The 21,748-nt window shown below is 61.8% G+C and carries 25 protein-coding genes and 1 pseudogene; 17 read left to right on the top strand and 9 right to left on the bottom strand.

Features of this window, described 5'->3' with window-relative positions; translation table 11 throughout:
- Window positions 1–7 precede the first annotated feature (7 nt).
- Together AADH44_RS00610 and AADH44_RS00605 are read right to left on the bottom strand one after the other, a co-directional pair.
- Window positions 8–1,108, bottom strand: coding sequence for a GAF domain-containing protein (locus AADH44_RS00610; protein WP_341953438.1), 1,101 nt, complete (start codon window positions 1,106–1,108; stop codon window positions 8–10).
- A 270-nt stretch (window positions 1,109–1,378) separates the two neighbouring features.
- Window positions 1,379–2,353 carry a 1-phosphofructokinase family hexose kinase gene (locus AADH44_RS00605; protein ID WP_341953437.1) on the bottom strand — a complete coding sequence of 325 codons (975 nt, stop codon included), beginning with the start codon at window positions 2,351–2,353 and terminating at the stop codon, window positions 1,379–1,381.
- Between the two features lie 134 nt (window positions 2,354–2,487).
- On the opposite strand from AADH44_RS00605, the gene AADH44_RS00600 reads away from it, so the two are divergent.
- Genes AADH44_RS00600 through AADH44_RS00590 form a run of 3 tightly spaced genes read left to right on the top strand, consistent with a single transcriptional unit; the run spans window position 2,488 to window position 5,060 of the window.
- A complete protein-coding gene (locus AADH44_RS00600; RefSeq protein WP_341953436.1) occupies window positions 2,488–3,414 on the top strand; it encodes a metal ABC transporter substrate-binding protein in 927 nt (308 codons plus the stop codon).
- Window positions 3,415–3,417: 3 nt separating this feature from the next.
- Window positions 3,418–4,287, top strand: a complete 870-nt coding sequence (locus tag AADH44_RS00595; RefSeq protein ID WP_341953435.1) for a metal ABC transporter permease — start codon at window positions 3,418–3,420, stop codon at window positions 4,285–4,287.
- Complete coding sequence (locus AADH44_RS00590; protein ID WP_341953434.1) at window positions 4,284–5,060, top strand: metal ABC transporter ATP-binding protein; 777 nt, start codon at window positions 4,284–4,286, stop codon at window positions 5,058–5,060. Before AADH44_RS00595 ends, AADH44_RS00590 begins: the two co-directional genes overlap by 4 nt.
- A gap of 21 nt (window positions 5,061–5,081) precedes the next feature.
- On the opposite strand, the gene AADH44_RS00585 is transcribed toward AADH44_RS00590, so the two are convergent.
- Window positions 5,082–5,393: a hypothetical protein gene (locus AADH44_RS00585; protein WP_341953433.1), complete on the bottom strand. Its 312-nt coding sequence runs from the start codon at window positions 5,391–5,393 to the stop codon at window positions 5,082–5,084.
- A 126-nt stretch (window positions 5,394–5,519) separates the two neighbouring features.
- Between AADH44_RS00585 and AADH44_RS00580 the strand changes: the two genes are divergently transcribed.
- Window positions 5,520–6,407, top strand: coding sequence for a fructose bisphosphate aldolase (locus tag AADH44_RS00580; protein ID WP_341953431.1), 888 nt, complete (start codon window positions 5,520–5,522; stop codon window positions 6,405–6,407).
- 22 nt (window positions 6,408–6,429) lie between these two features.
- On the opposite strand, the gene ppsA is transcribed toward AADH44_RS00580, so the two are convergent.
- Window positions 6,430–8,805 (bottom strand): phosphoenolpyruvate synthase, encoded by a 2,376-nt coding sequence (gene ppsA, locus AADH44_RS00575; protein WP_341953430.1) that lies wholly within the window; start codon window positions 8,803–8,805, stop codon window positions 6,430–6,432.
- A 148-nt stretch (window positions 8,806–8,953) separates the two neighbouring features.
- Here ppsA and AADH44_RS00570 point away from each other — a divergent pair, with 148 nt between their 5' ends.
- From AADH44_RS00570 to AADH44_RS00520, 11 genes are all read left to right on the top strand, one after another.
- On the top strand, window positions 8,954–9,331 hold the full coding sequence (locus AADH44_RS00570; protein WP_341953428.1) for a hypothetical protein: 378 nt from the start codon (window positions 8,954–8,956) through the stop codon (window positions 9,329–9,331).
- Between the two features lie 67 nt (window positions 9,332–9,398).
- Window positions 9,399–9,857, top strand: coding sequence for a hypothetical protein (locus AADH44_RS00565; RefSeq protein ID WP_341953427.1), 459 nt, complete (start codon window positions 9,399–9,401; stop codon window positions 9,855–9,857).
- Window positions 9,854–10,777 carry a hypothetical protein gene (locus AADH44_RS00560; protein ID WP_341953426.1) on the top strand — a complete coding sequence of 308 codons (924 nt, stop codon included), beginning with the start codon at window positions 9,854–9,856 and terminating at the stop codon, window positions 10,775–10,777. Before AADH44_RS00565 ends, AADH44_RS00560 begins: the two co-directional genes overlap by 4 nt.
- Complete coding sequence (locus tag AADH44_RS00555; RefSeq protein WP_341953425.1) at window positions 10,764–12,104, top strand: V-type ATPase 116kDa subunit family protein; 1,341 nt, start codon at window positions 10,764–10,766, stop codon at window positions 12,102–12,104. The genes AADH44_RS00560 and AADH44_RS00555 overlap by 14 nt, the downstream gene beginning before the upstream one ends.
- A complete protein-coding gene (locus AADH44_RS00550; protein WP_341953424.1) occupies window positions 12,101–12,553 on the top strand; it encodes an ATP synthase subunit C in 453 nt (150 codons plus the stop codon). Before AADH44_RS00555 ends, AADH44_RS00550 begins: the two co-directional genes overlap by 4 nt.
- Before the next feature lie 11 nt (window positions 12,554–12,564).
- The gene (locus AADH44_RS00545) at window positions 12,565–12,789 is read left to right on the top strand and encodes a hypothetical protein (RefSeq protein WP_341953423.1); all 225 of its coding nucleotides are present in this window, start codon (window positions 12,565–12,567) and stop codon (window positions 12,787–12,789) included.
- Window positions 12,786–13,310 (top strand): V-type ATP synthase subunit E family protein, encoded by a 525-nt coding sequence (locus tag AADH44_RS00540; protein ID WP_341953422.1) that lies wholly within the window; start codon window positions 12,786–12,788, stop codon window positions 13,308–13,310. The genes AADH44_RS00545 and AADH44_RS00540 overlap by 4 nt, the downstream gene beginning before the upstream one ends.
- Window positions 13,298–15,067, top strand: coding sequence for a V-type ATP synthase subunit A (locus AADH44_RS00535; protein ID WP_341953421.1), 1,770 nt, complete (start codon window positions 13,298–13,300; stop codon window positions 15,065–15,067). The genes AADH44_RS00540 and AADH44_RS00535 overlap by 13 nt, the downstream gene beginning before the upstream one ends.
- A complete protein-coding gene (locus tag AADH44_RS00530) occupies window positions 15,067–16,512 on the top strand; it encodes a V-type ATP synthase subunit B (protein ID WP_341953420.1) in 1,446 nt (481 codons plus the stop codon). The genes AADH44_RS00535 and AADH44_RS00530 overlap by 1 nt, the downstream gene beginning before the upstream one ends.
- Window positions 16,505–17,158 carry a V-type ATP synthase subunit D gene (locus AADH44_RS00525; RefSeq protein WP_341953419.1) on the top strand — a complete coding sequence of 218 codons (654 nt, stop codon included), beginning with the start codon at window positions 16,505–16,507 and terminating at the stop codon, window positions 17,156–17,158. Before AADH44_RS00530 ends, AADH44_RS00525 begins: the two co-directional genes overlap by 8 nt.
- Window positions 17,151–17,624, top strand: a complete 474-nt coding sequence (locus tag AADH44_RS00520; RefSeq protein ID WP_341953417.1) for a universal stress protein — start codon at window positions 17,151–17,153, stop codon at window positions 17,622–17,624. Before AADH44_RS00525 ends, AADH44_RS00520 begins: the two co-directional genes overlap by 8 nt.
- Before the next feature lie 9 nt (window positions 17,625–17,633).
- Here AADH44_RS00520 and AADH44_RS00515 read toward each other — a convergent pair whose 3' ends face one another.
- A complete protein-coding gene (locus AADH44_RS00515; RefSeq protein WP_341953416.1) occupies window positions 17,634–17,768 on the bottom strand; it encodes a hypothetical protein in 135 nt (44 codons plus the stop codon).
- 6 nt (window positions 17,769–17,774) lie between these two features.
- Entirely contained in the window at window positions 17,775–18,488 is a 714-nt protein-coding gene (locus tag AADH44_RS00510; protein ID WP_341953415.1) for a phosphoribosyltransferase, read from the bottom strand.
- 250 nt (window positions 18,489–18,738) lie between these two features.
- On the opposite strand from AADH44_RS00510, the gene AADH44_RS00505 reads away from it, so the two are divergent.
- Window positions 18,739–19,221: a universal stress protein gene (locus AADH44_RS00505; RefSeq protein WP_341953414.1), complete on the top strand. Its 483-nt coding sequence runs from the start codon at window positions 18,739–18,741 to the stop codon at window positions 19,219–19,221.
- Between the two features lie 70 nt (window positions 19,222–19,291).
- Window positions 19,292–19,936 carry a GNAT family N-acetyltransferase gene (locus AADH44_RS00500; protein ID WP_341953413.1) on the top strand — a complete coding sequence of 215 codons (645 nt, stop codon included), beginning with the start codon at window positions 19,292–19,294 and terminating at the stop codon, window positions 19,934–19,936.
- Window positions 19,937–19,980: 44 nt separating this feature from the next.
- Here AADH44_RS00500 and AADH44_RS00495 read toward each other — a convergent pair.
- The 3 genes and pseudogenes from AADH44_RS00495 to AADH44_RS00485 form a co-directional block, all read right to left on the bottom strand.
- A pseudogene (locus AADH44_RS00495) lies at window positions 19,981–20,673 on the bottom strand (ATP-binding cassette domain-containing protein); the annotation flags it as partial.
- A gap of 132 nt (window positions 20,674–20,805) precedes the next feature.
- Window positions 20,806–21,240 (bottom strand): helix-turn-helix domain-containing protein, encoded by a 435-nt coding sequence (locus AADH44_RS00490; protein WP_341953412.1) that lies wholly within the window; start codon window positions 21,238–21,240, stop codon window positions 20,806–20,808.
- 79 nt (window positions 21,241–21,319) lie between these two features.
- The gene (locus AADH44_RS00485) at window positions 21,320–21,643 is read right to left on the bottom strand and encodes a 4a-hydroxytetrahydrobiopterin dehydratase (protein WP_341953411.1); all 324 of its coding nucleotides are present in this window, start codon (window positions 21,641–21,643) and stop codon (window positions 21,320–21,322) included.
- Window positions 21,644–21,748: the final 105 nt, after the last annotated feature.

The following is a 21,748-nucleotide window of genomic DNA, read 5'->3' as shown; positions in this document are numbered from 1 at the left end:
TCGCCCCTCAGCTGTCACCAGACTCTTTCGGGCTGATGATTTTCCAGAGTTCTTTTTCGACTAGGGCGCAGAGTACACGGAAGTAACTGAGGTCAATGTCGTCCCTTCGGCGTCGAGGTTGGCTATCAGTAATACAGAGAGCGCCGATTCTCTCTCCTGAGGGTGCGGTGATGGGGATTCCTGCGAAAAAGCGGATATGTGGCTCACCTATGACGAGAGGGTTGTTCTTGAATCTTTCATCTGTGGTTGCGTCACGAACAATGAGTGGTTCGCGTTGCTGCAAAGCGATTGCAGAAAACGAGTCTTCTCGCAAAATCTCCGTAGGCTCGGTGCCAGCGCTAAGGAGCGTGAACTCTCGTTGCCCGTCGATGATCGTGAACTGCGCTGTTTCTACGCGAAACGCCTGCTGAGCGAGCTCGACTAGTTTCTTCAGGGTCGCATCGCTGGCAAGGTCGGGCAGCCATAGATTGTCGACGGACCGTTGGCGCAGGAGCTCATCAATTTCAGGGCTCGGTTTTCTGCGATCCCCATCGATGGTGATCCGGGCGTTGAGTTGTGTAGCAATTTTGGGGGCGAGTATCGCCGCCCATGCGTTGTATTGGGCTGCTGTTCGGTGGCGGTCGGGTGCACTGAGCCCCACGCTCTGTCCAGGGAGCGCAGCATAGAAGACGCGAGTCTCTGTGGTGCACAGTGTCTCTGTAATCTCATTGAGCACTGCCCCGTGGCGTTCAGCAACGCCTCCGAGGAAAGTGTCGTAGACGGGGATCGACCTAATGGGTTGAATACCGATAAAGAAGATGTCTGTGAGAGCAGTGGTCGACGAAAGTGCAAGCTGGATCAAACCGGAAATAGAAGAACGCCACGATTTGGCTGACGTTCCCCTGACCGCATCCTTGACCCCAAGGACGAAGATGATCGCGTCGTAACGGTCGAGCGGATGTGCACCGATAAGGTCAGCGGCGTTCCTCGCAACAACATCTGCCCTGGTCAGAACCTCAACATCGCAGCCACGACCGGTTATTGCCGAAATTGCGCGCGCAAGTGCTCCGCACAGGGATAGCTCATAGCTCGTGACACCCCAGCCGAATGCAGGTCCGGAACCGACCATGAGTAATTTGTCTGGGTCGTGGCCTGCAGCGTGACACCTCGGGGCATCGCGCGGGTGCAGGCCCCGCAGAGCGTTCACCCGGTGAGCCAATACGTCAGTGCCCAGAATTGGCAGAAGCAACTTGTCCACATTGCCCAGAGTCCGCGGCGACAACCCTGCACTTCTCGCCTTACCCAGACGGTACACAGGTGTCCCCTTTCCCACACACATCGTCTTTGAGGCAGGAAAAATTTACATTGGGAACAGCTTACGCCCGACGGTGCAACCCCGTCAGTAGCGCGTGGCTTCTGGGAGGACCATTTCGAGCGCCTCTACATCGGCGAGGGTGCACATTTCGGTGCCGGGTTTCGCTGCCGTTGCGCTTCCCGCCGCGACGGCCGAACGGAATGCTGACTCCGGGTCGCGGCCCTGGGACAGTCTCCAGACGAACGCGCCAAGGAAAGCATCGCCCGCGCCGACCACGCTCTGCACGCGCACCTTGGGCACCGGCAAGCGGATAACGCCGGAAGCGGACGCGAGCACAGCGCCTGCTTTGCCCAGCGTCAAGCCCACGAACTCGGCGGAGCCGCGAGCAACGAGTTCGGATGCAGCATCCACTTCACTCTGCTCGCTGGTCAGCTCCCTGTCGACTAACTCGCTCAGCTCGCGTCGGCTCGGCTTCACCAGGTAGACGCCCTCGGCGAGCGCCGCTTCGAGTGCCTCGCCAGAGGTGTCCACGATCGAACGCACATCATGCTGGTGCGCTATCCGCGCTACCCTCGCATAAAAGTCTGTCGGCACCCCGGGCGGCAGACTCCCACTTGCCACGACGTACCCTCCCGGAACAATTGCCTCCGCCAGCGTTGCTAGGCACCCCCGCCACTCGGCCTCTGAAAGCTCCGGACCTTGCAGCACGAAACGAAACTGTTCACCCGAATCGGTCTCGTCAATGGTGAAACTCTCCCGCGTGGTTCCGGCAAGGGGCACGGCAAGGCTCGGCACACCCTCCGCCTCGAGCAACTGGCGATAGGTAGCGCCGGTGAGCCCACCCGCGGCGTAGATTGCCAGCGACTCCCCACCGAGGCGATGGATGGTACGTGCCACGTTCACACCGCCACCGCCAGGATCGATCCGGCTCGGCCCGCAGCGCAGCTTGTGTTCGCTCACCACCCGAGGGGTCGACGTGCTGATGTCGAGTGCCGGGTTGATAGTGAGCGTCACGATCGGCGGGGCTGTATTCGAAGGCGAGGGAGCGACGAATGTCATGCCCACCACTGTATGGCGTTGTCATCGCGGACGGGGCAAAAAGGCGGTGCGTAGACTTGGCGCTGATGAGGGCTCCGTCACATATCGTCCCTGAGCTGCCATTTTCTCGCTAACCGGGGCAGGAGGCAGTGACCATGAACGCGACTGGGGCTACTTTCAGTATCTCTCTTGTGACGTGCCTGGCTCTCACCGGTTGCACCACGACAACCTCGGACAGCGACAGCCCTGCAGTCGTGGTGACAACCACCATTCTGGGTAGCGTGGTCGGTGACATCGCCGAGTGCGGCGGCGTTACCGTCGAAACCCTCATGCCGGTCGGTGTTGACCCGCACGATTTTTCCGCCTCATCGGAGCAGGTCGCGCACATGGCGAAGGCCCAACTCGTAGTGGCGAACGGCCTCGGGCTCGAAGGTGGTCTGGCCGATGCGATCACGAGTGCCGAGGCCGAAGGTGCCCGCGTGATGGAGGTCGCACCCCTAATAGACCCACTCTCGTTTGGCGAGGCGAGCAGTTCCGACTCCGCCGAGGACGGCTCATTGGATCCGCATTTTTGGAATGACATCTCCCGCATGGCCGAGGTCGCAACATTGGTTGGGAAGAAGCTGGCGGAAGTGACCGGAGACGGTGCGTATGCGGCATGCGGCGACGAAGTTCACGATGCACTCTTGACGACCGACCAAGCGGTGCGCGACATCCTCTCCACCGTTTCTGCAGAGCGGCGAGTACTCGTCACCGACCATGATGCGTTCGGCTATTTCGCTGACGCGTATGACTTTGAGATTGCCGGAGTGATCGTTCCCGGTGGCTCGACGCTGGCGGAGGCTTCCTCCCAGGACCTCGCCGCTTTGGTGGACGTGATCCGGGAGCAGCAGGTGCCTGCGATCTTCTCCAACATCGCCGTTTCGAGCGCCCTCGCCGACACGATTGCTGCCGAGGCGGGCACCTCGATCGCCGTGGTGGCACTGTACGTGGGTAGCCTCGGGCCAAAAGGCTCCGGTGCTGAGAACTATTCCGACATGATGATCACCAATGCCCAGCTCATAGCGGATGCGTTGGGCTGAGTCATGACAATCGAATGGTTGACCGACCCGTTTGCCCTCGGGTTCCAGCAACGTGCCTTGCTTGGAGGGATCGTCGCGGGGCTGATGTCCTCGGTCGTCGGGACCTGGTTGGTGCTCCGCGGAATGAGCTTCTTCGGCGACGCGTTCGTGCATGGCATAGTCCCGGGGATCGCCGCGGCCGTGGTGTTCAACTTCAGCCCCATTTTTGGTGCAGTCATCGCGGCCGCAGTGATGGTGGCCGGAATCGAGCTTGTGCACCGTCAAACCGCACTCCAGGAAGACACCGGCATCGGTTTGTTGTTCGTCGGCATGCTTGGGCTCGGTGTTGTCATCATCTCCAAGAGCGACGCTTACTCGGGCACCCTGACGAGCATCCTGTTCGGCGACGCACTCGGGGTGGCGTGGAGCGATCTGATTGCCCAAGCAATACTGGCCGTCGTGGTCATCGCGCTATCAGTCGTGCTTTATCGCCCATTGTTGGCGCTGTCGTTCGACCGCAACAAGGCAGAGAGCTTAGGGATGAACCCCGGGCGCACCCACTCGTTGCTCCTAGCACTGATCGCCGCTGCGGTGATCGGAAGTTATCAATCTGTCGGGACGCTGCTAGTTCTTGGCCTGCTCGTTGGTCCACCGGCCACTGCGGCTCTAGTAGCCCGCACCGTTCCCATGATGATGGGACTTGCCGCGGGCATTTCAGTGGTGTCCGTCTGGCTCGGGCTACTTCTCAGCTACCATCTGGGAACCGCCGGATCAGCAACCATGGCTATCGTGCCGGTGGGGTTCTTCTTCCTAACCTTGACAATCACGGTGATGCGCCGACGCCTCCGCCGCCGCATCTCTTCGGCAGCAACCGTTGACGGCGTGTCACGATGAACCAAACGTGCGCAGCACGCGCCACCGATCTGGTCCTCACCTATGGCTCGTATACGGCGGTGGCAGCATCCTCTTTCGAGATTCCCACCGGTACGGTCACTGCCGTCATTGGCCCGAACGGGTCGGGGAAAACCACCGTGCTGCATGCGCTCGCCGGGTTAGTCAAGCCCGTGTCCGGCACGGTTGAGGTTCTTGGCTTAAACCCGGTCAAGGCTCGACCCAGGGTGAGCTACGTTCTGCAGACGGTGGCTATGCCGACCGGAACGCCCATCACGGTGCGGGAGACCGTGGCGATGGCACGCTACGCGAACCTCGGATTGTGGCGCCGATCCACCCGAACAGACCGTGCCAAGGTCGAATGGGCGATCAACGAACTCGACGTCAGCGACCTTCGAGGTCGGCACCTTGGCGAGCTCTCCGGCGGTCAGCGGCAGCGCGTCTACATGGCTCAGGGGATCGCACAAGACCATGACCTGCTACTTCTGGATGAGCCCCTCACCGGGCTGGATTTGATGTCCGCCCGCACCATCGACCGCATCATCCACGCCGAACGGGATAATCGTCAGACCGTTGTACTCACCACCCACGATCTAGACGAGGCTCGCGCCGCCGATCATGTGCTGCTGGTGAGCGGTCGCGTTTTAGCCTCAGGAACCCCAAATGAGGTTCTGACCCGCAGAAACCTAGAACTCGCTTACGGTCTGGGTGCCTTGCATGAGGCAACCCACGGTTTTCTTGATGATCCGCATAGATCCACGGATCACAACAACTAAGACGACCCGACCGCGAGCGAGTCAGCTCTCCGTGGGGGGCTTGTCCATGCCTAACTCGTTCACCGGCGCGTCGTCGAAGGGGGCTGGTTTGTGCTCAACGGGGCAGTTGAGAATTGTCTCCGGCGTTGAGTGGTCAATGAAGTGCTCCGACATCGGCCGCCCACACACCGGGCACACCGCGTCACCAACCTTCTGGACGACGGTGTCGTAGGGTCCCACATCCGGCATGCCAAGAATAGGAAACAGCTTTCGGTTCAGCCAATCAATGAAGCCGACGAATCCTCCCAGGTCAGACTCGTCATCTTCGCTCTTGGTGTGCTCGTGTTCGCTCATACCGTAAGAGTATCGACGAGCGGTGGCAAGCGTAAGTGGTGTGACCGGGGAACGTTTTTGCGCCGTGCCATGATGGTCAGTGGAGTTTCGTGACGGCGGGTTAAGGGCGACGAGAGGACCAGAATCATGAACGAACGGCAGTTCACCAAGATCAAAAACGCGAAGGGCTTCATCGCAGCTCTTGACCAGAGTGGTGGCAGCACCCCGAAAGCCCTGAAGCTCTATGGCATCCCGGACGGTTCCTACTCCGGCGATGAGGAGATGTTCAACCTCGTGCATGCGATGCGTACGCGAATCATGACGAACCCCAGCTTTAACGGAGACCGGATCCTGGGCTCAATCCTGTTCGAGATGACGATGGATCGCCAGATCGCGGATCGTGGCAGCGCCGACTACTTGTGGAATGTGAAGAATGTCGTTCCATTTCTTAAAGTAGACAAAGGCCTGACCGATGAGGTCAATGGTGCCCAGTTGATGAATCCGCTGCCGGGGCTAGACGCAGTTCTGGCCCGGGCTAGCGAGAAGGGTATTTTCGGGACCAAGATGCGCTCGGTGATCCGGCTCGGCAACGGCGCAGGAGTGCAGGCAGTGGTCGAGCAGCAGTTCGAAGTCGGTCGTCAGATCCTGGCCGCCGGTCTGGTGCCGATCCTTGAACCTGAGATCGACATCCACTCGCCGAGCAAGGCCGACGCCGAACGGATGCTCAGGCCGGCCATCCTCGAACAGCTTGGGGCCCTAGGCGCAGACCAGTACGTCATGCTGAAGCTGACCCTTCCCGAGATCGATGACTTCTATGCGGACCTGGTAGCCCACCCGAACGTCCTGCGGGCGCTCGCCCTCTCGGGCGGATACAGCCGCGAGGAGGCGAATGCGCGCCTGGCCCGACAACACCATGTTGTCGCCAGTTTTTCCCGGGCGCTCACCGAAGGGCTCACCGTTCAACAGAGCGACGAAGAGTTCAGCGCAGCCCTGGATGCATCGATCGACAGCATCTTCCGGGCATCCGTCACCTAACCCATCGTGATCGGTTCAGTGGTTACGACTCTGCGGCGGCGATATGGTGAACGGTCTTCATGAAGCTGTCGGGATTGAGGGAGATGGAATCGATTCCTTCTCCCACCAAGAAAGCCGCAAATTCGGGGTGGTTGCTGGGCGCCTGCCCACAAATACCGATCTTGATGTTTGCGGCGTGCGCCTTCTGGATGGCTTCGCTGATCATGGACTTCACGGCGTCATCCCGTTCGTCGAAAAGGGATGCTAACTCCTCTGAGTCACGATCGATGCCCAGCACCAATTGCGTCAGATCGTTGGAGCCAATCGAGAAGCCGTCGAACCGAGTCGCGAACTTCTCAGCGAGGATCACGTTGGAGGGTATCTCGCACATCATGTACACCTGAAGTCCGTTTTCGCCCCGCACCAATCCGTTCTCCGCCATTACCGCCAGAACGCGGTCGGCTTCGGCAGGTGTGCGGCAGAACGGCACCATGATGATGATGTTGGCGAAACCGATCTGCTCGCGCACCCTTTTCAGTGCCCGACATTCGAGCTCGAATCCTTCACGATACTGCGGACTGTAATAGCGGGAAGCACCCCGGAATCCGAGCATCGGGTTCTCCTCAGAGTGCTCGAAAGCACTGCCGCCGATGAGGTGCGCGTATTCGTTTGTCTTGAAGTCGCTCAGCCGTACGATCACCGGTAGGGGATGGTACGGCGCTGCGAGCTTGGCGATACCCAACGCCAAGGCTTCTACGAAAAACTCCTGAGGATCGTCATAGCCGCGGGTGAGGTCGCGGATTTTCCGGCGATCCTTCGCGCTGGTTACCTTTTCGGGATGCACCAAAGCCATCGGATGGACCTTGATCAGGTTGTTGATGATGAACTCCATCCGGGCGAGGCCAACGCCTGCCGCGGGCAACCGCCACCATTGGAACGCCGCCGCAGGGCTCGCGATATTCACCATGACTGCAGTTCGCGTCTCAGGCAGAGTGCCAAGGTCGATCTCGTCAGTCTCGAAAGTCAGGGTGCCTTCATAGATATGGCCCTGGTCGCCCTCCGCGCAGGACAGAGTGATGTCTTGCCCCTCTTTCAGAACCTCGGTGGCGGTACCGGTACCAACAACGGCCGGAATGCCGAGCTCGCGGCTGACGATCGCCGCGTGACTGGTGGGGCCACCGTGGTCGGTGACAATCCCGGACGCGCGGGTCATGATGGGCACCCAGTCCGGGTCGGTCATTTCGGTAACGAGAATAGCTCCATCGCGAAAGTTTTCGATGTCAGCGGGATCTCGAATCACACACGCCGATCCGGTGGCAATAGCGTCACCGATGGCTGCACCGGAGAGCAGAAGGGGGCCCTCTTGGGTGAGATGGTGGGTGGTGAACCGCGTACCAGTCTTGCGTGCCTGGACTGTTTCGGGGCGCGCCTGAACCATGAACAGTTCGCCTGTCTGCCCGTCCTTGGCCCATTCCATGTCCATCGGGCGACCGTAGTGCGCCTCGACCACCACTGCCCACCGTGCCAACTGGAGAATCTCAGAGTCTGCCAGAACGAAAGATTGCTGTTCTCGCTGAGAGGTGTCCATCATGCGGGTGCGAGCGCTACCGCCCTTGCTGTAGATCATCTTGCGCGATTTGGCGCCCAGCGTCTTTTCGATAATCGGTGAACAGCCGGGGGTCTCCAGTAAGGGTTTGAAGACGAGGTATTTGTCGGGGTTGACTGTTCCCTGCACCACGGTTTCACCGAGCCCCCACGCCGCGCTGATTACCGCAACACGAGGAAAACCGCTTTCAGTGTCGATGGAGAACATCACCCCGGATCCCCCGACATCAGACCGGACCATGCGCTGGATTCCGATCGACAGCGCTGCATCCAGATGGTCGAAGCCTTTAACCTCCCGGTAACTGATCGCACGGTCCGTGAACAACGAGGCGTAGCAGCGCCGGCAGGCGTCTAAGAGGTCTCGTTCGCCCCTCACATTGAGGAAAGTCTCCTGCTGTCCGGCAAAACTGGCATCGGGAAGGTCTTCGGCCGTGGCACTGCTGCGCACTGCGACGGCCGGATTCTTCTCGCCTGATCTCTCGGCAAGAGTCCGGTAGGAAGCGCGGATGGATTCCGCGATGTCTTCGGGAAATTCGCTAACGAGGAACAATTCGCGCAGCGCTTCCCCGGTCTCACGCAAACTCGCTTGCCCGGCGTGGAAGCGCTCGAGTAGCGTGCGTGCGGTCGGAGCGATCCCATTCGCATCAACGAATGACCGGTAGGCGGCAGACGTTGTTGCGAAACCTGGTGGTACCTGTACGCCCTTGCTCTCAAGAGCACAGACCATTTCGCCCAGCGACGCATTCTTTCCGCCAACGAGCGGAACGTCTCCCATGCCAATGTCCTCGAACCACACCACGTGACGCTGATCCATACCGGTGCCTCCCAAGCTTTCAGCGGAGCTGTCGCTCCCTGTTGCTTGAACTCTACGACTATTGCCGCGGCGTATCTAGGGACCAAAAACACTAGTGCGGTGGTCTACCCAGCGCGCTAGTGTAGCCGTACCAGGGAATGAGGCAACGATGGCTGATGACCAAAAACCCGGACCGGCTGTGACTGCTCAGCGGCTGGAGGAGGCGACGCGCGAACTGGTGAGTTCGACCCTCCACCTACCGCGCCCCTCCGATATCAACGCTGTGCTTGGCAGTCTCAGCACCGCCCAAGGGGCGCTCGCTCAGGCCTACGAGCAACTCGCCGTTTGGCATTCCCGCGCTGTGCACGGTGTCCATCACGCCGGTGAGCACGAGACTGACGATTCCGAGAATCCCGCCTGGGTGCGCGCTGAGTTCGCGTTGCACGAGGCTGCGCAGTACAGCGCGAATGCTGCGGATGCCCTCGGGCGCGCCCGCAGCGCCACTGGTGTTGCTCGGTGGTTCGACGAAATCATGGAAGACGAATAGAAGATCAACGGCACACCTTAGGATCCGTTGGCCTATGGTGAGTTCATGGTGAAGCTGGGTGGTCCGGATGGTACAGCTGAACTTTCTTGACCGGTTTCGCCCAGTTGGCGCGCCGGGTGCTGCCGCGAGCGCAGGACGGGCCGATGAGGTTCGCGGTGCGGCGGCCGAGCTAGCGCCAGTGTTCGCTGCGCTTGCTGCTGATCTCGAGTCGGCTCAAGCGCTCGTCGCTGTGGCAGAACGTGATGCCGAGAAAGCGTTGGCCGAGGCGCGTGCCCGAGCATCTGACATGACAGCTCAGGCACGACTCGATGCGGTAACCGAGCGCGCCGCCGCCGCGACTGCGGTGCAGAAGGCCTCTCATGGACGAGACAAACGCCTCATGGAACACGCACACAAGAAAGCGTCCGCGCTGGAATCTGAAGCAGCGGCCGAACTCACCGCGGTGGCAGAGCGCGTCGTCGAGAAGATGGTCCTTGATCTCCTCCGAAACGACGATTCTCAAGATTCTGGTGAGACCGGACCATGATCGCGGACTGGGTGGCGGCGTCTGTGCGTGCCCGAGGCATGATTGAGCGCCGCGTGGGTCACGGAGGAAGCGACCGAATTGCCGCATGTCATGAATTTGACGAGGCCCTAGCGTCGCTAGCTGGGACTGTCTACGGCGGCCGACTTGAGGGAGTATCCACACTCGCCGAGGCACAGCGAGCCATCAACGCGACGGTACTTTGGCAGCTCAGAGTGCTCGCGGGGTGGCTGCCTGCCAGCGGTATGCAACTTGTGACTGCGGCAGCCGCCGGATTCGAAGCGGTCAACATTGAGGCGCTCGCGCAACGCCTCAGCGGGCGCGGGGATGAGAGGCCATTCTATGAGCTCGGCGCCCTCGCCACGGCGTGGCCGACGGTGCGCACAATGACCTCACTCTCCGATCTGTCGACCGCATTGCGGGGGTCCCGCTGGGGAGATTTCGGCACTCTGACCGACGCCGATGACCTTGAGGACGTATTGACAGTCGCGTGGTTGCAGCGATTGATGGTTGCAGCACCGGCAGTGCGGCCGTGGGTGGTGACGGAATTCGTGTTGATCGCCGCCCGCATTCTCTTCGTCGATCAGACTGAACCCGCTGCGCGCTTAGTGCAGATTGTCCGGCCGTGTATTGCCGAGGCATGGCGATCGACGCGCGATCTGACCGCTTTTGCGGACGCACTTCCCCGATCAGCTCGGGCGGTAATCGCTGACATCGATGCCCCAACAGAACTATGGCGAGCGGAAAAGCGTTTAGTGACAACAGTCGAGGAGGATGCTGCACGGCTGCTGCGCGGTTCGATTCCCGGCCCAGATGTCATTCTCGGCGCTGTCGCGCTGCTTGCCGTGGACGCGTGGCGGGTGCGTGCGGCCCTATCCGCGGCAGCGGCAGATGTAGATAGGAGCTTAGATGTCGTGGCGTGAGACTCTCAGCCCGGTACAAATGATCCGAGTGGCTCTGGTCGCTCCCGCAGCCAACGGTCACGCCATGCTTGAGGAGGTGGCGTTGAGCGCTGTAGTCGAACTGGACCTTCCCTTCGCACCGGGAGACGATGCGGAGGAGATCGAACGGGTTTTCCAGGTCGCGGTCGTTTCAGACCCATTCGTGGGATTCGCAGGGTGGGCGCCCGCGCGTGAGGTTTCCTCCCTCGCAGAGCGTCTTTTACCCCTTGGCGCTGTGGTCGTTCCTTTGCGTCATCCCGTCGGGGTGCAGCCACCCACTCTGCTCACGGGTCCCGGTCGCCCGTCCACGATGTCCCGCACCTTGGTCGACACCTACGGCACCGTTCCGTATCGTGACGTCGACCCATCCCGTCTGGCGGGCATTGCCTACGTGGTCATGTTCGGCATTATGTTCGGGGATGTCGGCCACGGTGCGGTTCTCGCGCTGCTGGGACTGCTGCTGCGTACAGGCTGGATCAAACGGCTCGACGCCCTCAAGCGCGCCTGGCTCTTCGTGACAGGGGCCGGGCTGGCAGCAATCGTCTTCGGGTTCCTCTACGGCGAGGCCTTCGGCCCAACTGGCCTCATTCCGGTCATCTGGCTCTCGCCGCTTGATGAACCGGTCCCGCTCCTGATCGCCGCCATCATCTTCGGTGCTGGGCTTCTGGCGATCTCGTATCTGATTGGCACAATAAACCGAGTGCGGGAGGGAGGCTGGGGTTACGCGCTCTATGCGCGCACCGGGGTCGCTGGCTCCCTCTTGTTTGTGGCCGTGGGTCTGCTCGCTCTTGGCATCGTGGAGTCAATGGAACCGTTCATCGTTGGGGCGACGATACTCGCCATCGCCGCCCTGATCCTCATCTTTATCGGTCTGTTTGTTGACGCTGGTGGGCGCGTGGCGGGCGCGATCCAGGCGTCCGTCGAGCTGCTCGACACGGTCATCCAGCTTGGATCGAACGTGGCTTCTTTCGCACGCCTTGCCGCCTTCGGGCTCACCCACGCCGCACTCTTGATGGTCGTATGGCAGGGGACACAGGCCCTATGGTCTCCAGGTTGGGGCTACGTGGCAGCGGTGTTGCTCTTCCTCGTTGGCAACGTTCTGACCTTCGCCCTTGAGGCGTTAGTAGCCGGGATCCAGGCACTCCGGCTTGAGTACTATGAGATCTTCTCCCGCATCTTCGCGGCGGAAGGCCGGCAATTCCGCCCCTGGGCGCCCGCCGTGCCCACGCCCTCCACAGACCTGGTGGGCTCTATCAATGAACGGGTCGGCGTTCCCGCCGACTCACAACCAGAAGGGTCACGATCATGAATCTTTGGCTGGGAGCCACTCCCGCAATCGTTTTGACGGCCGCAGCTGTGATCCTGTTGTTGAGACGGCGGCGCAAGACCGGGCTGACGGTTCTCGTCGGTGCCAACGCCGCCGTTCTGATCGTCGCGCTTGGCCTGCTGATGACGGCGTTGAACGCGATTCCCGCGTCGGCGTCCACGACTGTTGACCTCGCAATGCAGGCGAGTTCCACAGCCGCAGCAGTGACGGCGCCGGGGGCCGGAGGCACGGCGCTCATTGCTGCGGCGATCGCGGTGGCAGGCTCGTCGATCGGGGCGGCTATCGCGGTGGCCTACACCGGGGCCGCGGCGCTTGCCGCGATGAGCGAGCGTCCCGAAATGTTCGGTCGTGCCATGGTGATCGTGGGGCTTGCGGAGGGCATCGCTATCTATGGGCTCATCATCGCGATCATCATTATCGGCCGAGCGTAGGCGAGCACCGCATGTCGGAAACTATCGTGGCACTCGGTGAGCAATCGCTGCTTGAGGGTTTCCCTCTGGCTGGCGTTGAACTCCGAGTCGCCGAGACCGATCATGCCGTCCATGACGCCTGGGCGCTTTTGCCGAAAAACGCGAGGGTAGTCATCCTCACCCCGCGTGCCGCGCTAGCGCTCGGGGAGATCCGCGATGACCCGCGCTCTCCCATGACGGTCGTGCTGCCACTATGAGCGACCTGTCGCCCAAAGCTCTGGATGCCCTCATCCCGTTGCGTGCGTACCTCGCCACCACCGCGCAGAACGATGCGGAGTCTGCCCACAGGGCCGCCCAAGCGCACGCGGACATACTCCTGAAGCAAGCGGAGGGCGAGCGCGATCGTATTCTCTCCGAGGCGATCGATGAGGGAAAACGCACTGCCCAAGCTGCCTCCGATCTCAGGTCGGCGCGAGTACGAAGAGAAGCCAATGAAGTAGTGCTTTCGCAGAGGGAGGCGATCAGGCAGAGGCTGCGCACCACTGTGGAGAAGACTGCGAGCGCGTTGCGCACTGAACGGAGATACTCCAAGCTGCGCACAGAACTCGTCGAACGTGGGCAGGCGTTGCTCGGCCCGGATGCGACGATTGTCGAGATGCCGGAGGGTGGCATTCTGGTCAAAACAGGTTCCCGCAGCCTCGACCTTTCCTTATCCACGCTCGCGACGGGCGCACTCGACGAGATGACAGCGGAGGTGAGTGCGCTGTGGACGCGGTGAATTCCCCTTCTCCGGCTTCACCATCGACTCTCGGTGTGGGCTCGGTGGTGCGCGTTAACGGCCCCCTCGTCGAGGTCGACGGGGTAGCAAATCTCGCCATGCTCGAGCTCGTCGCCGTTGGACCGCAGCGGATCAGTGCCCAAACCGTCGCACTCTCTGGAGAGCACGCGGTGCTCCAAGCCTACGAATATACGGGTGGCCTCAAAGTGGGGGATCCCGCTGAGGCGACTGGTGGCGAACTTGCCGGGCTCCTTGGCCCTGGCCTACTGGGGCATGCGTTTGACGGCCTTCTGCGGCCGCTGTCATCGGCTCCGATGTGGCTCACTCCCGACCGCGCGGCATCGGATGCAGACACTGCAACACTCTCGAGGGAATGGACTTTCGAGCCAGCGTCCTCGGTGGGCCCCTCCGTCACTGCGGGCGATCTGCTGGGAACGGTTCCTGACTCTGGTGCCGTCGAACACCGGGTCCTCGTGCCGCCGGGAATTTCGGGCGAGCTTTCTTGGCGGGCCCCGAAGGGGCCTCTTCGTGCACTTGATCCGGTGGCTACGGTCGGTGGCCGTACGGTGACACTGGCCGAGCGGTGGCCGGTGCGTCAGTCGCGGCCGTTCCGCCAATCACTCTCCGAGGCGGTCCCGCTCCACACCGGCCAACGCGTTCTCGATCTCATCTATCCCCTGGCGCGAGGGGCGGCGGCGGCGGTTCCCGGTGGTTTCGGGACGGGAAAAACTATGCTCCTGCAGCAAATCGCCAAATGGAGTGATGCCGACGTCATCGTGTACGTGGGCTGCGGTGAACGGGGCAATGAGATGGCAGATGTGCTTGACGGTCTCGCTCAACTGGTCGATGAGCGCTCCGGTGGTCGACTGATCGACCGCACGGTCATCATCGCGAACACCTCGAATATGCCGATGATGGCACGCGAGGCGAGTATCTACACGGGGATAACCGTGGCCGAATTCTATCGGGACATGGGGTACGAGGTCGTCGTGATCGCCGACTCGACCTCACGGTGGGCTGAAGCTCTGCGCGAGTTCGCGAACCGCAACGGTGATCTTCCCGCGGAGGATGGATTCCCGGCCACTCTCGCCTCCGCCCTCGGAGCCTTTTACGAACGTGCCGGTCGCGTGAAGACGCTCAGCGGGCACACCGCCTCCGTCACCGTGATTGGCGCGGTCTCACCCGCTGGTGGGGATATGACGGAGCCGGTGACAACAGACACGCAAAGATTCGTCCGCTCCCTCTGGTTGTTGGACCGCGACCTCGCCTACTCGCGACACTATCCTGCCGTGAGTTGGAGCGGTTCGTTTGCGCGAGATGTGGACGCCATCGGGCGCTGGTACACCGCGAACGGACAGCCTGAGTGGACACAGCGTCGCTCCCGAACGGTCGCGTTGCTAGCCGAAGCAGACCGCCTTGAGTCGCTGGCGGAGATCATGGGAAGAAGTTCGCTTCCTGGCCATGAGCGGATGGTGCTCCTCGGCGGCCGGCTCATCCGCGATGGGGTGCTGTTGCAAAGCGCGCTGAGTGCGAACGACGGTTTCTGCTCCGACGAGAAAGGGGCGGCTCTCCTTGATCTCGTGCTGGGCGTCGTGGACGAATGCCAGGAGCTCGTGCAGCGGGGCATCCCGGCGACGACTATTGAGCAGGCCGATCTTGGCGTGGTCTTGCGAGCACGGGAAGAGACGCGGCCGTCTGACGCCGTCGGCGTATCTTCGCGTCTGCCCAAAGTCTTGCAAATGTTGAGGGCACTCTAGTGACGCCCGCATCCCCCCTGCCGCCATCCGGCGAGAATGCGGACACGCCGGCTGGCTCCCGCGAATGGATTGTGTACCGCGACGTGCGTTCTCTCCGCGGCCCACTCCTCGTCGTTGGTGACGCTGAGGGCATCGGCTGGGAGGAATCCGTCACCGTGGAGGTCGATGGCGGTATCGACAGACACGGCCAAGTTCTCGAGGTTGATCACGACCTCGCCACCGTGCAGGTCATGGAGAGCACAGACGGTCTGACCCCGCAGGGTGTTGGTGTGCGCTTCGCCGGGCACCCCTTCGCGATACCCGTTGGCGCCGACTGGCTCGGTCGGGTCTGCAACGGACGGGGTGCCCCTCTCGATGGCGGGCCACCCGTCGTCGGCGCAGTGACCGTACCTGTCAATGGTTGGCCGCTCAACCCCGTCTACCGGGAGTCTCCGGATGAGCCGGTGCTCACGGGAATCTCCGCCATCGACGGCCTGATGACTCTCGTGAAAGGGCAGAAGCTGCCCATCTTCTCCGTTCCCGGATTGCCGCACCTGGCTCTGGCAACACAGATCGCGGCGCAGGCGACAGCGAGCGGGCGCCCATTCCGTGTGGTCTTCGCGGCGATGGGGCTCACCCATGCCGACATTGCCACGGTGCGCGACCGCCTGGAGGAACGTTCGGCATCAGGTGAGCTCGTCATGCTGCTCAATGCGGCCGATGATCCGGTCATTGAGCGCATTCTGACGCCGAGGATCGCTTTGACGATCGCCGAAAACCTCGCCTTCGAGGAAGGCCTTGACGTTCTGGTGATTATGTCGGACATGACCAGTTATGCCGAGGCGGTGCGGGAAGTCTCGGCTGCCCGCCGCGAAATCCCCGGTCGCCGCGGTTACCCTGGCTACCTGTACAGCGACTTCGCGACACTGTACGAACGCTGCGGTCGGGTGAAGGGTCGGGACGGTTCGGTGACGGTCGTCCCCGTGCTCACGATGCCCGCGGGCGACATCACTCACCCTGTTCCCGACCTAACCGGCTACATTACCGAAGGTCAGATTGTGCTCTCGCCCGAGGTTGAGGCGCGCGGCATCTACCCACCCGTCGACGTGCTGTCGTCACTCTCGCGCCTCATGCGAAATGGCGTTGGCACCACAAAAACCCGCGAGGACCATGTGGATGTCGCGGCTCAGGTGCTCGCCGCGATAGCTAGAGCGCGCCAGTCGGCAGAGCTCGCCGAGCTCGTCGGCACTGCCGCCCTGAGCGAGACCGACCGCAGCTTTATCGCGTACCGAAATCTCGTTGAGCGTGAGCTTTTCGACCAACGCGACAATGAGGCACGCACATTCGAGGACACTCTTGACCGCGCGTGGCGCGCCCTCGCCGCGTTACCCGAGCAAGAACTCACAATGCTGTCCACCGCATTCTTGGACAAGTACCTCCCCAAGAAGCGAGGCGATCGTGAATGAGACTGGGCGGTCAGGCAAAGCCCGCGTTGCACACCAACTGGAGACCGCACGCCACGGCAGCACGCTCCTCGACCGTAAACAACACATCCTCGCCGACGAACTTGAACGCCTCGAGCTATTCGCCGAACACAGCCGAAGACGGTGGGAGGACCTCGCGCGTGTCGCGGCAACCTGGCTACAGCGGAGCGCGGAAATGGATGGTCGAGATCGGATAGAGGCCGCGGCCGCAGACGATCCAGTGGTTGTGGAGGTGCACTGGGGAGGAGCGATGGGAGTGAGCTATCCCGAAAACGTGACGGTCCAGCTCCCACCTGAGCGACATCCCGGGGGGAGTTCTGCGTTGTCCTACGCTGCTCAATCACACAGAGACTCGCTCGTTGCGGCTGCCCAGTGTGCGGCGGCAAGCCGAGCCCTGCTTCTCGTCTCCACTGAGCTCACCACGACACGCCTCCGTCAGCGCGCTATCGAGAACACATGGATTCCCCGGCTGGAGGCCAAGCTGATCAGCATCCAGGGACAGTTGGACCAACAAGAGCTCGAGGAGAGCCTCCGGGTGCGCTGGGCAGAAAATAATCGCTCAGGGGCCGATCGGGCTCGCACCGCCGATAGTCCGATTCCCCAATTGTCTGGAGGTTCTGATGGCTGACGTCTCTCAGGTGACCATGGTTCTGGTCGCCGTCAATGACTCCCCCGCGGCGTTCGCCGCCGCCGAGGTGGCCGTTGCGCTCGCTACCCAGATAGGGGCGGAGCTCCGTGTGGTGACCGTCGTCAACCCCGCGTCGACCCCGGTAGATAGACGGCACACCAACATCGCGTCATTGACCGCAGAACGCGAAGCGGAAGCCAACTCCATTCTCAAACACGTTGTGCGTCTCGGTGCGAGCACAGGGCTCACTGTGACGACGAGTCTCCGCACCGGCAAAATCGCTGTCGAGATCTTGGACGAGGCACGCGCGGTTGCCGCAGACATGATCGTCATGGCGTCGGTGGACCGTCCGGGTCATGCGATACCGAAGGTGGGAAGCCACACGATGCGGGTGCTCGAATTTGCCTCCATTCCTGTCCTTGTGGTCCCTGGCCCCGCGGTGCACGACGCACGACGCCGCCTCTAGCTTCGGGCGCTACACGGCCACACTGATTCCGATTCCGGCCTTGTTGAGCACGTCGGCGACGAAACGGTTGCGGAAGCTGTGTCGATTGCTGCCGTTCCCATGCGAGAAGATGACGATCGCGGCGGCCGGCTCCGGCACCTGCAAGTGCCCTTACATGCTTATACCATCGACGGGGATCGTGACATCCACGTCGCTGTCGGGTTCGGATGCGGTGTTCCCGAGCTGCACACGCTTTGCCGCCGCATCCAGAAGCACAATCACCTCATCCTCGGTCGTCGGCGAAAAATCCCGGTAATGGTTGCCGACGGCGCGGAAGTTCGGCGGAGCCGCGACGCAGATCACTTCGTCGGCGTCGGCGAAGTGATCTGCGGTGTCGCGGGCTGCGACCGGCACTGCGAGTACGACCCGCGCCGCACCCAGTCGGCGGGCAACTTGGCATGCCGCCCGAGCCGTTGAACCCGTGGCGATTCCGTCATCTACGATGACGGCGACGCGGCCGGTGAGGTCGATCCGCGTCCTTCCGCGGCGGAACCGTACGCTTCGGGCCTCGAGGGTTATTCGCTCGCGGTCCTCCACTTCACGCTGCTCCGCTTCCGACACGTGCGCCATCGCGAGTACCCGCTCGTCGAGGACGCGCACACCGCCCTCTCCGATCGCGCCCATTGCCACTTCGGGCTGGAACGGCACCCCGAGTTTGCGCACGACGATCACGTCAAGCGGAGCGTCGAGAGCTTTCGCCACCTCGGCGGCGACGGGAACACCGCCTCGAGGTAACCCGAGCACGACGATGTCAGAATCTTTGAGCGCGTCGAGTCTGGCGGCCAACTGTCGGCCGGCGTCGATTCGATCGTCGAAAACATACATGGCGAACCTCCGTTGGGTTATACGCCCACGGCGTTCACCCACCCACGCATCCGATAATCGGGCGCTTCTTCTGACCCAGCTTCTCGAACACGGTTGTTGTGTTGATCATGCCCTATTGGGGTGGCGGTGTGAAGTCTTTCGGATACGGCGCACTGCCTCTCGCCAATACTCTGCCCGCTTTATCATGGAGTGCAGTCAGCGGAGTGGGAATTACCTAGTCCGACAAAACATGTTCGGCTAGCTTGTGTCTATGACGGATAACAGCAGTTCCGCAGATTCGGCTGCGGTGGACGCCCCTAGGCGAGAAGATGGACGCCATGGCCGCATAGTGGTGGGCGTTGATGGCTCTGACTCATCGATCGAGGCACTTCGCGCCGCCGAACGCACTGCACAAGCGTTCGGAACGTCGTTGGAGGCCGTCACCACCTGGACGTATCCCGTCGGCGCAGAAGTGGCTCTGCTCTCCGGTTGGTCACCAGAAGAAGATGCAAACGAAATAATTGAGGCCGTGGCAGAGCAGGTATTTGGTGGTGACCGCCCCTCCTGGTTCAGCACCAAGGTAAAACCCGGTTTAGCTGCGCACGCTCTCATCGAGGAGAGTATCGGGGCTGAGATGCTCATTCTGGGTTCACGAGGCCGCGGGGGCTTTGTCGGCCTTCTGCTGGGCTCCGTGAGCACAGCCTGCGCCCAGCATGCTCACTGCCCGGTACTGATTGTGCGGTCTGCTTCGTAGAAGTCGCGACCTATCACTGCGGTTCGTGGGCCACGTCCGGGCAGAGTGAGCGCCATCGTATGCTGTACCCATGGTGGCGACGAGCGGTGACGCAGATCTGATGAGAATTGAGGCCGCGCGATCAACCCGACTCGCAAGACCGGCCGATCTGCCGAGTGTGGTGGGCACTCTGGTTGAAGCGTTTGATCAGGATCCGGTGTGGAGTTGGGCGTTTCCTGACCCGGAGGCGCGCGCGGCACAGCACGCCGCTGTCTTCCGGATGACCGTCACCCATGCCATCGCCAATGACGCCGTCTGGCTCACCTCCGATTGCGGTGCTGTCGTCACCGCTTTCGGCCCCGGCGTGAACGAAATGTCTGATGCCGATGCGAAACGGTTCCCGACCGTTCTTGATGACCTTCTCGGAGATCATGCCGATGAGGTTAACGGGCTCTTTGAGCGATTCGAGCATGCTCGCCCCGTCGATACCCCGCACCTCTATGTCTCGATGCTGGGCACTCGAGGTCAGGCGCGCGGTCACGGAATTGGGATGGCGCTGCTGGCTCACGTTGTGAAACAGGCTGATGCTCAAGGAATCGGAACCTATCTGGAGTCAAGCAACGGCGCCAATGATCAACGTTATGTGTCAGCCGGATTCAGCGTGCATGGCAGCATTCCGGTCGCCCCGGGCCGGCCAGCGGTCAACACAATGTGGCGGGATCCAGCCCGCAGGTAATCGTCCAGCTCTGCAGGTCACGCACGGTGCCGGGCCCTTTCGTCTCAGACTGCGTCGCTCACGGGCGCCGCGAACTGTGCGTTATAGAGGGCGAAGTAGGCGCCCTCCGCTTGCAGCAACTCGTGGTGCGTGCCCTGCTCGACGATTTGTCCGGCATCCATCACCAGAATGAGGTAGGCGTCTCGAATCGTAGAGAGCCGGTGCGCGATGACGAAACTGGTGCGATTGCTGCGCAGAGCGGCCATCGCCCGCTGCACCAGAACCTCAGTGCGGGTGTCGACAGAGCTCGTCGCCTCATCGAGGATGAGCACGCTCGGCTTCGCAAGGAACGCTCGCGCGATGGTGAGCAACTGCTTCTCCCCCGCGCTGACGTTATCCGAATCATCTTCCAACACGGTGTCATAGCCATCGGGCAGTGAGTGCACGAAACGGTCAACATCGGTGGCCGTCGCTGCCGCGATAATCTCCTCTTCTGTGGCATCCGGTCGACCGTAGGCAATGTTCTCGCGGATGGTTCCCCCGAATAGCCAGGTGTCCTGCAGCACCATTCCGGTGCGGCCACGGAGGTCATCGCGGGTCATATCGGCAATGTCGATACCGTCGAGGGTGATGCGCCCAGAGTCCAGTTCGTAGAAGCGCATGATGAGGTTCACGAGGGTGGTCTTGCCGGCGCCCGTCTGGCCCACGATCGCAACTGCCTGCCCCGGTGCCGCGGTGAGTGACACGTTGTCGATGATGTCGGCGACGAGGCTCGGCAGGTAGAGGTTCGCGATCGACTGGGCGGCCTGGAAGATTGCGACGCCAACAAGGAGTTTGGTGTGCGGGCGGAGGTAGCGGCGCAGGAGGCGTAACAGCATGGGTTCTACTTCTCAGTTGCGATGGTGGCTGCTCGGTCGCTTGCGGTACTCGCCAAACAGCGACATGAGGCTGACGACATCCCGAAATCTGGCACGGATTAGCGCGATTGCTTCCTGCATCTTCTGCTCGAGTGGGAGAATCGGGTCGATGTTTTCGAGGGCATGCAGCAAAGGTGCGGGGTCGGTGTGCGATTCGATGGATGCCCGGATCAGGTCGTCCTTGTCGGCGAACGCCCGGTAGATGGTTCCTTCTGCAATGCCGGCGGCTTCGGCGAGCTGGCGGGAGGTCACGGCTGGCCCGTGCGCACTGAGTACCGGGGCGACGGAGGCGACGATCATCGCGCGGCGGTCATCGACGCTGAGGGGGGCGGCACGGCTGGCTTTCGCCGGGCTCGCGTTCGCGGTCGCAGTCGCAGTCTCGGTCGGTTCCGCGGTCGGGGTAGCCATACTGCGTCTTAACTGAGTGAGCGCTCGTTCATTCACTCTGATGCGCAGCCGCTGAATTATCCTCAGGGCGCGTCGAGACCTACACGGTCTGAACCTTGGACGGGTCTGCCTCAATCCCCAGCTCACGGGCGGCTGTTGAAATCTGCTGCGCTAGAGCCACATCAAGGTCGCTGATACCGTCGATGTCGTGCGTGAACAGGCTCACCATCACACCGGGATAGCGCAGGTCGACATCCGGATGGTGGTTCGCCGCGTCGGCAAGCCGCCCAATGACGTCAATCAGTTCGACACCCTTGGCAAATGATCCGGTAGCAAAATACGTCTTGACGCCGTCGAAGTGCACCAGCCAATCCTCCACTCCATCGGATGCGCGAAACTGCTGGGGAGAGATGCGTTCGGCCATGGGATTCTCCAATCGAGGGGATGCGTTAACCCTGCGCTGGGGTGCCGCCTGAAGTCAATCGGTTGATGACCGTAAGCAGTCAGCATCAGACCTTGATGGAACGGT

The sequence above is a fragment of the Salinibacterium sp. TMP30 genome, assembly GCF_038397785.1.
GTDB lineage: Bacteria > Actinomycetota > Actinomycetes > Actinomycetales > Microbacteriaceae > Rhodoglobus.
Note: the sequence above shows the minus strand (reverse complement) of the source record. Positions and strands in the feature narration are given on the sequence as shown.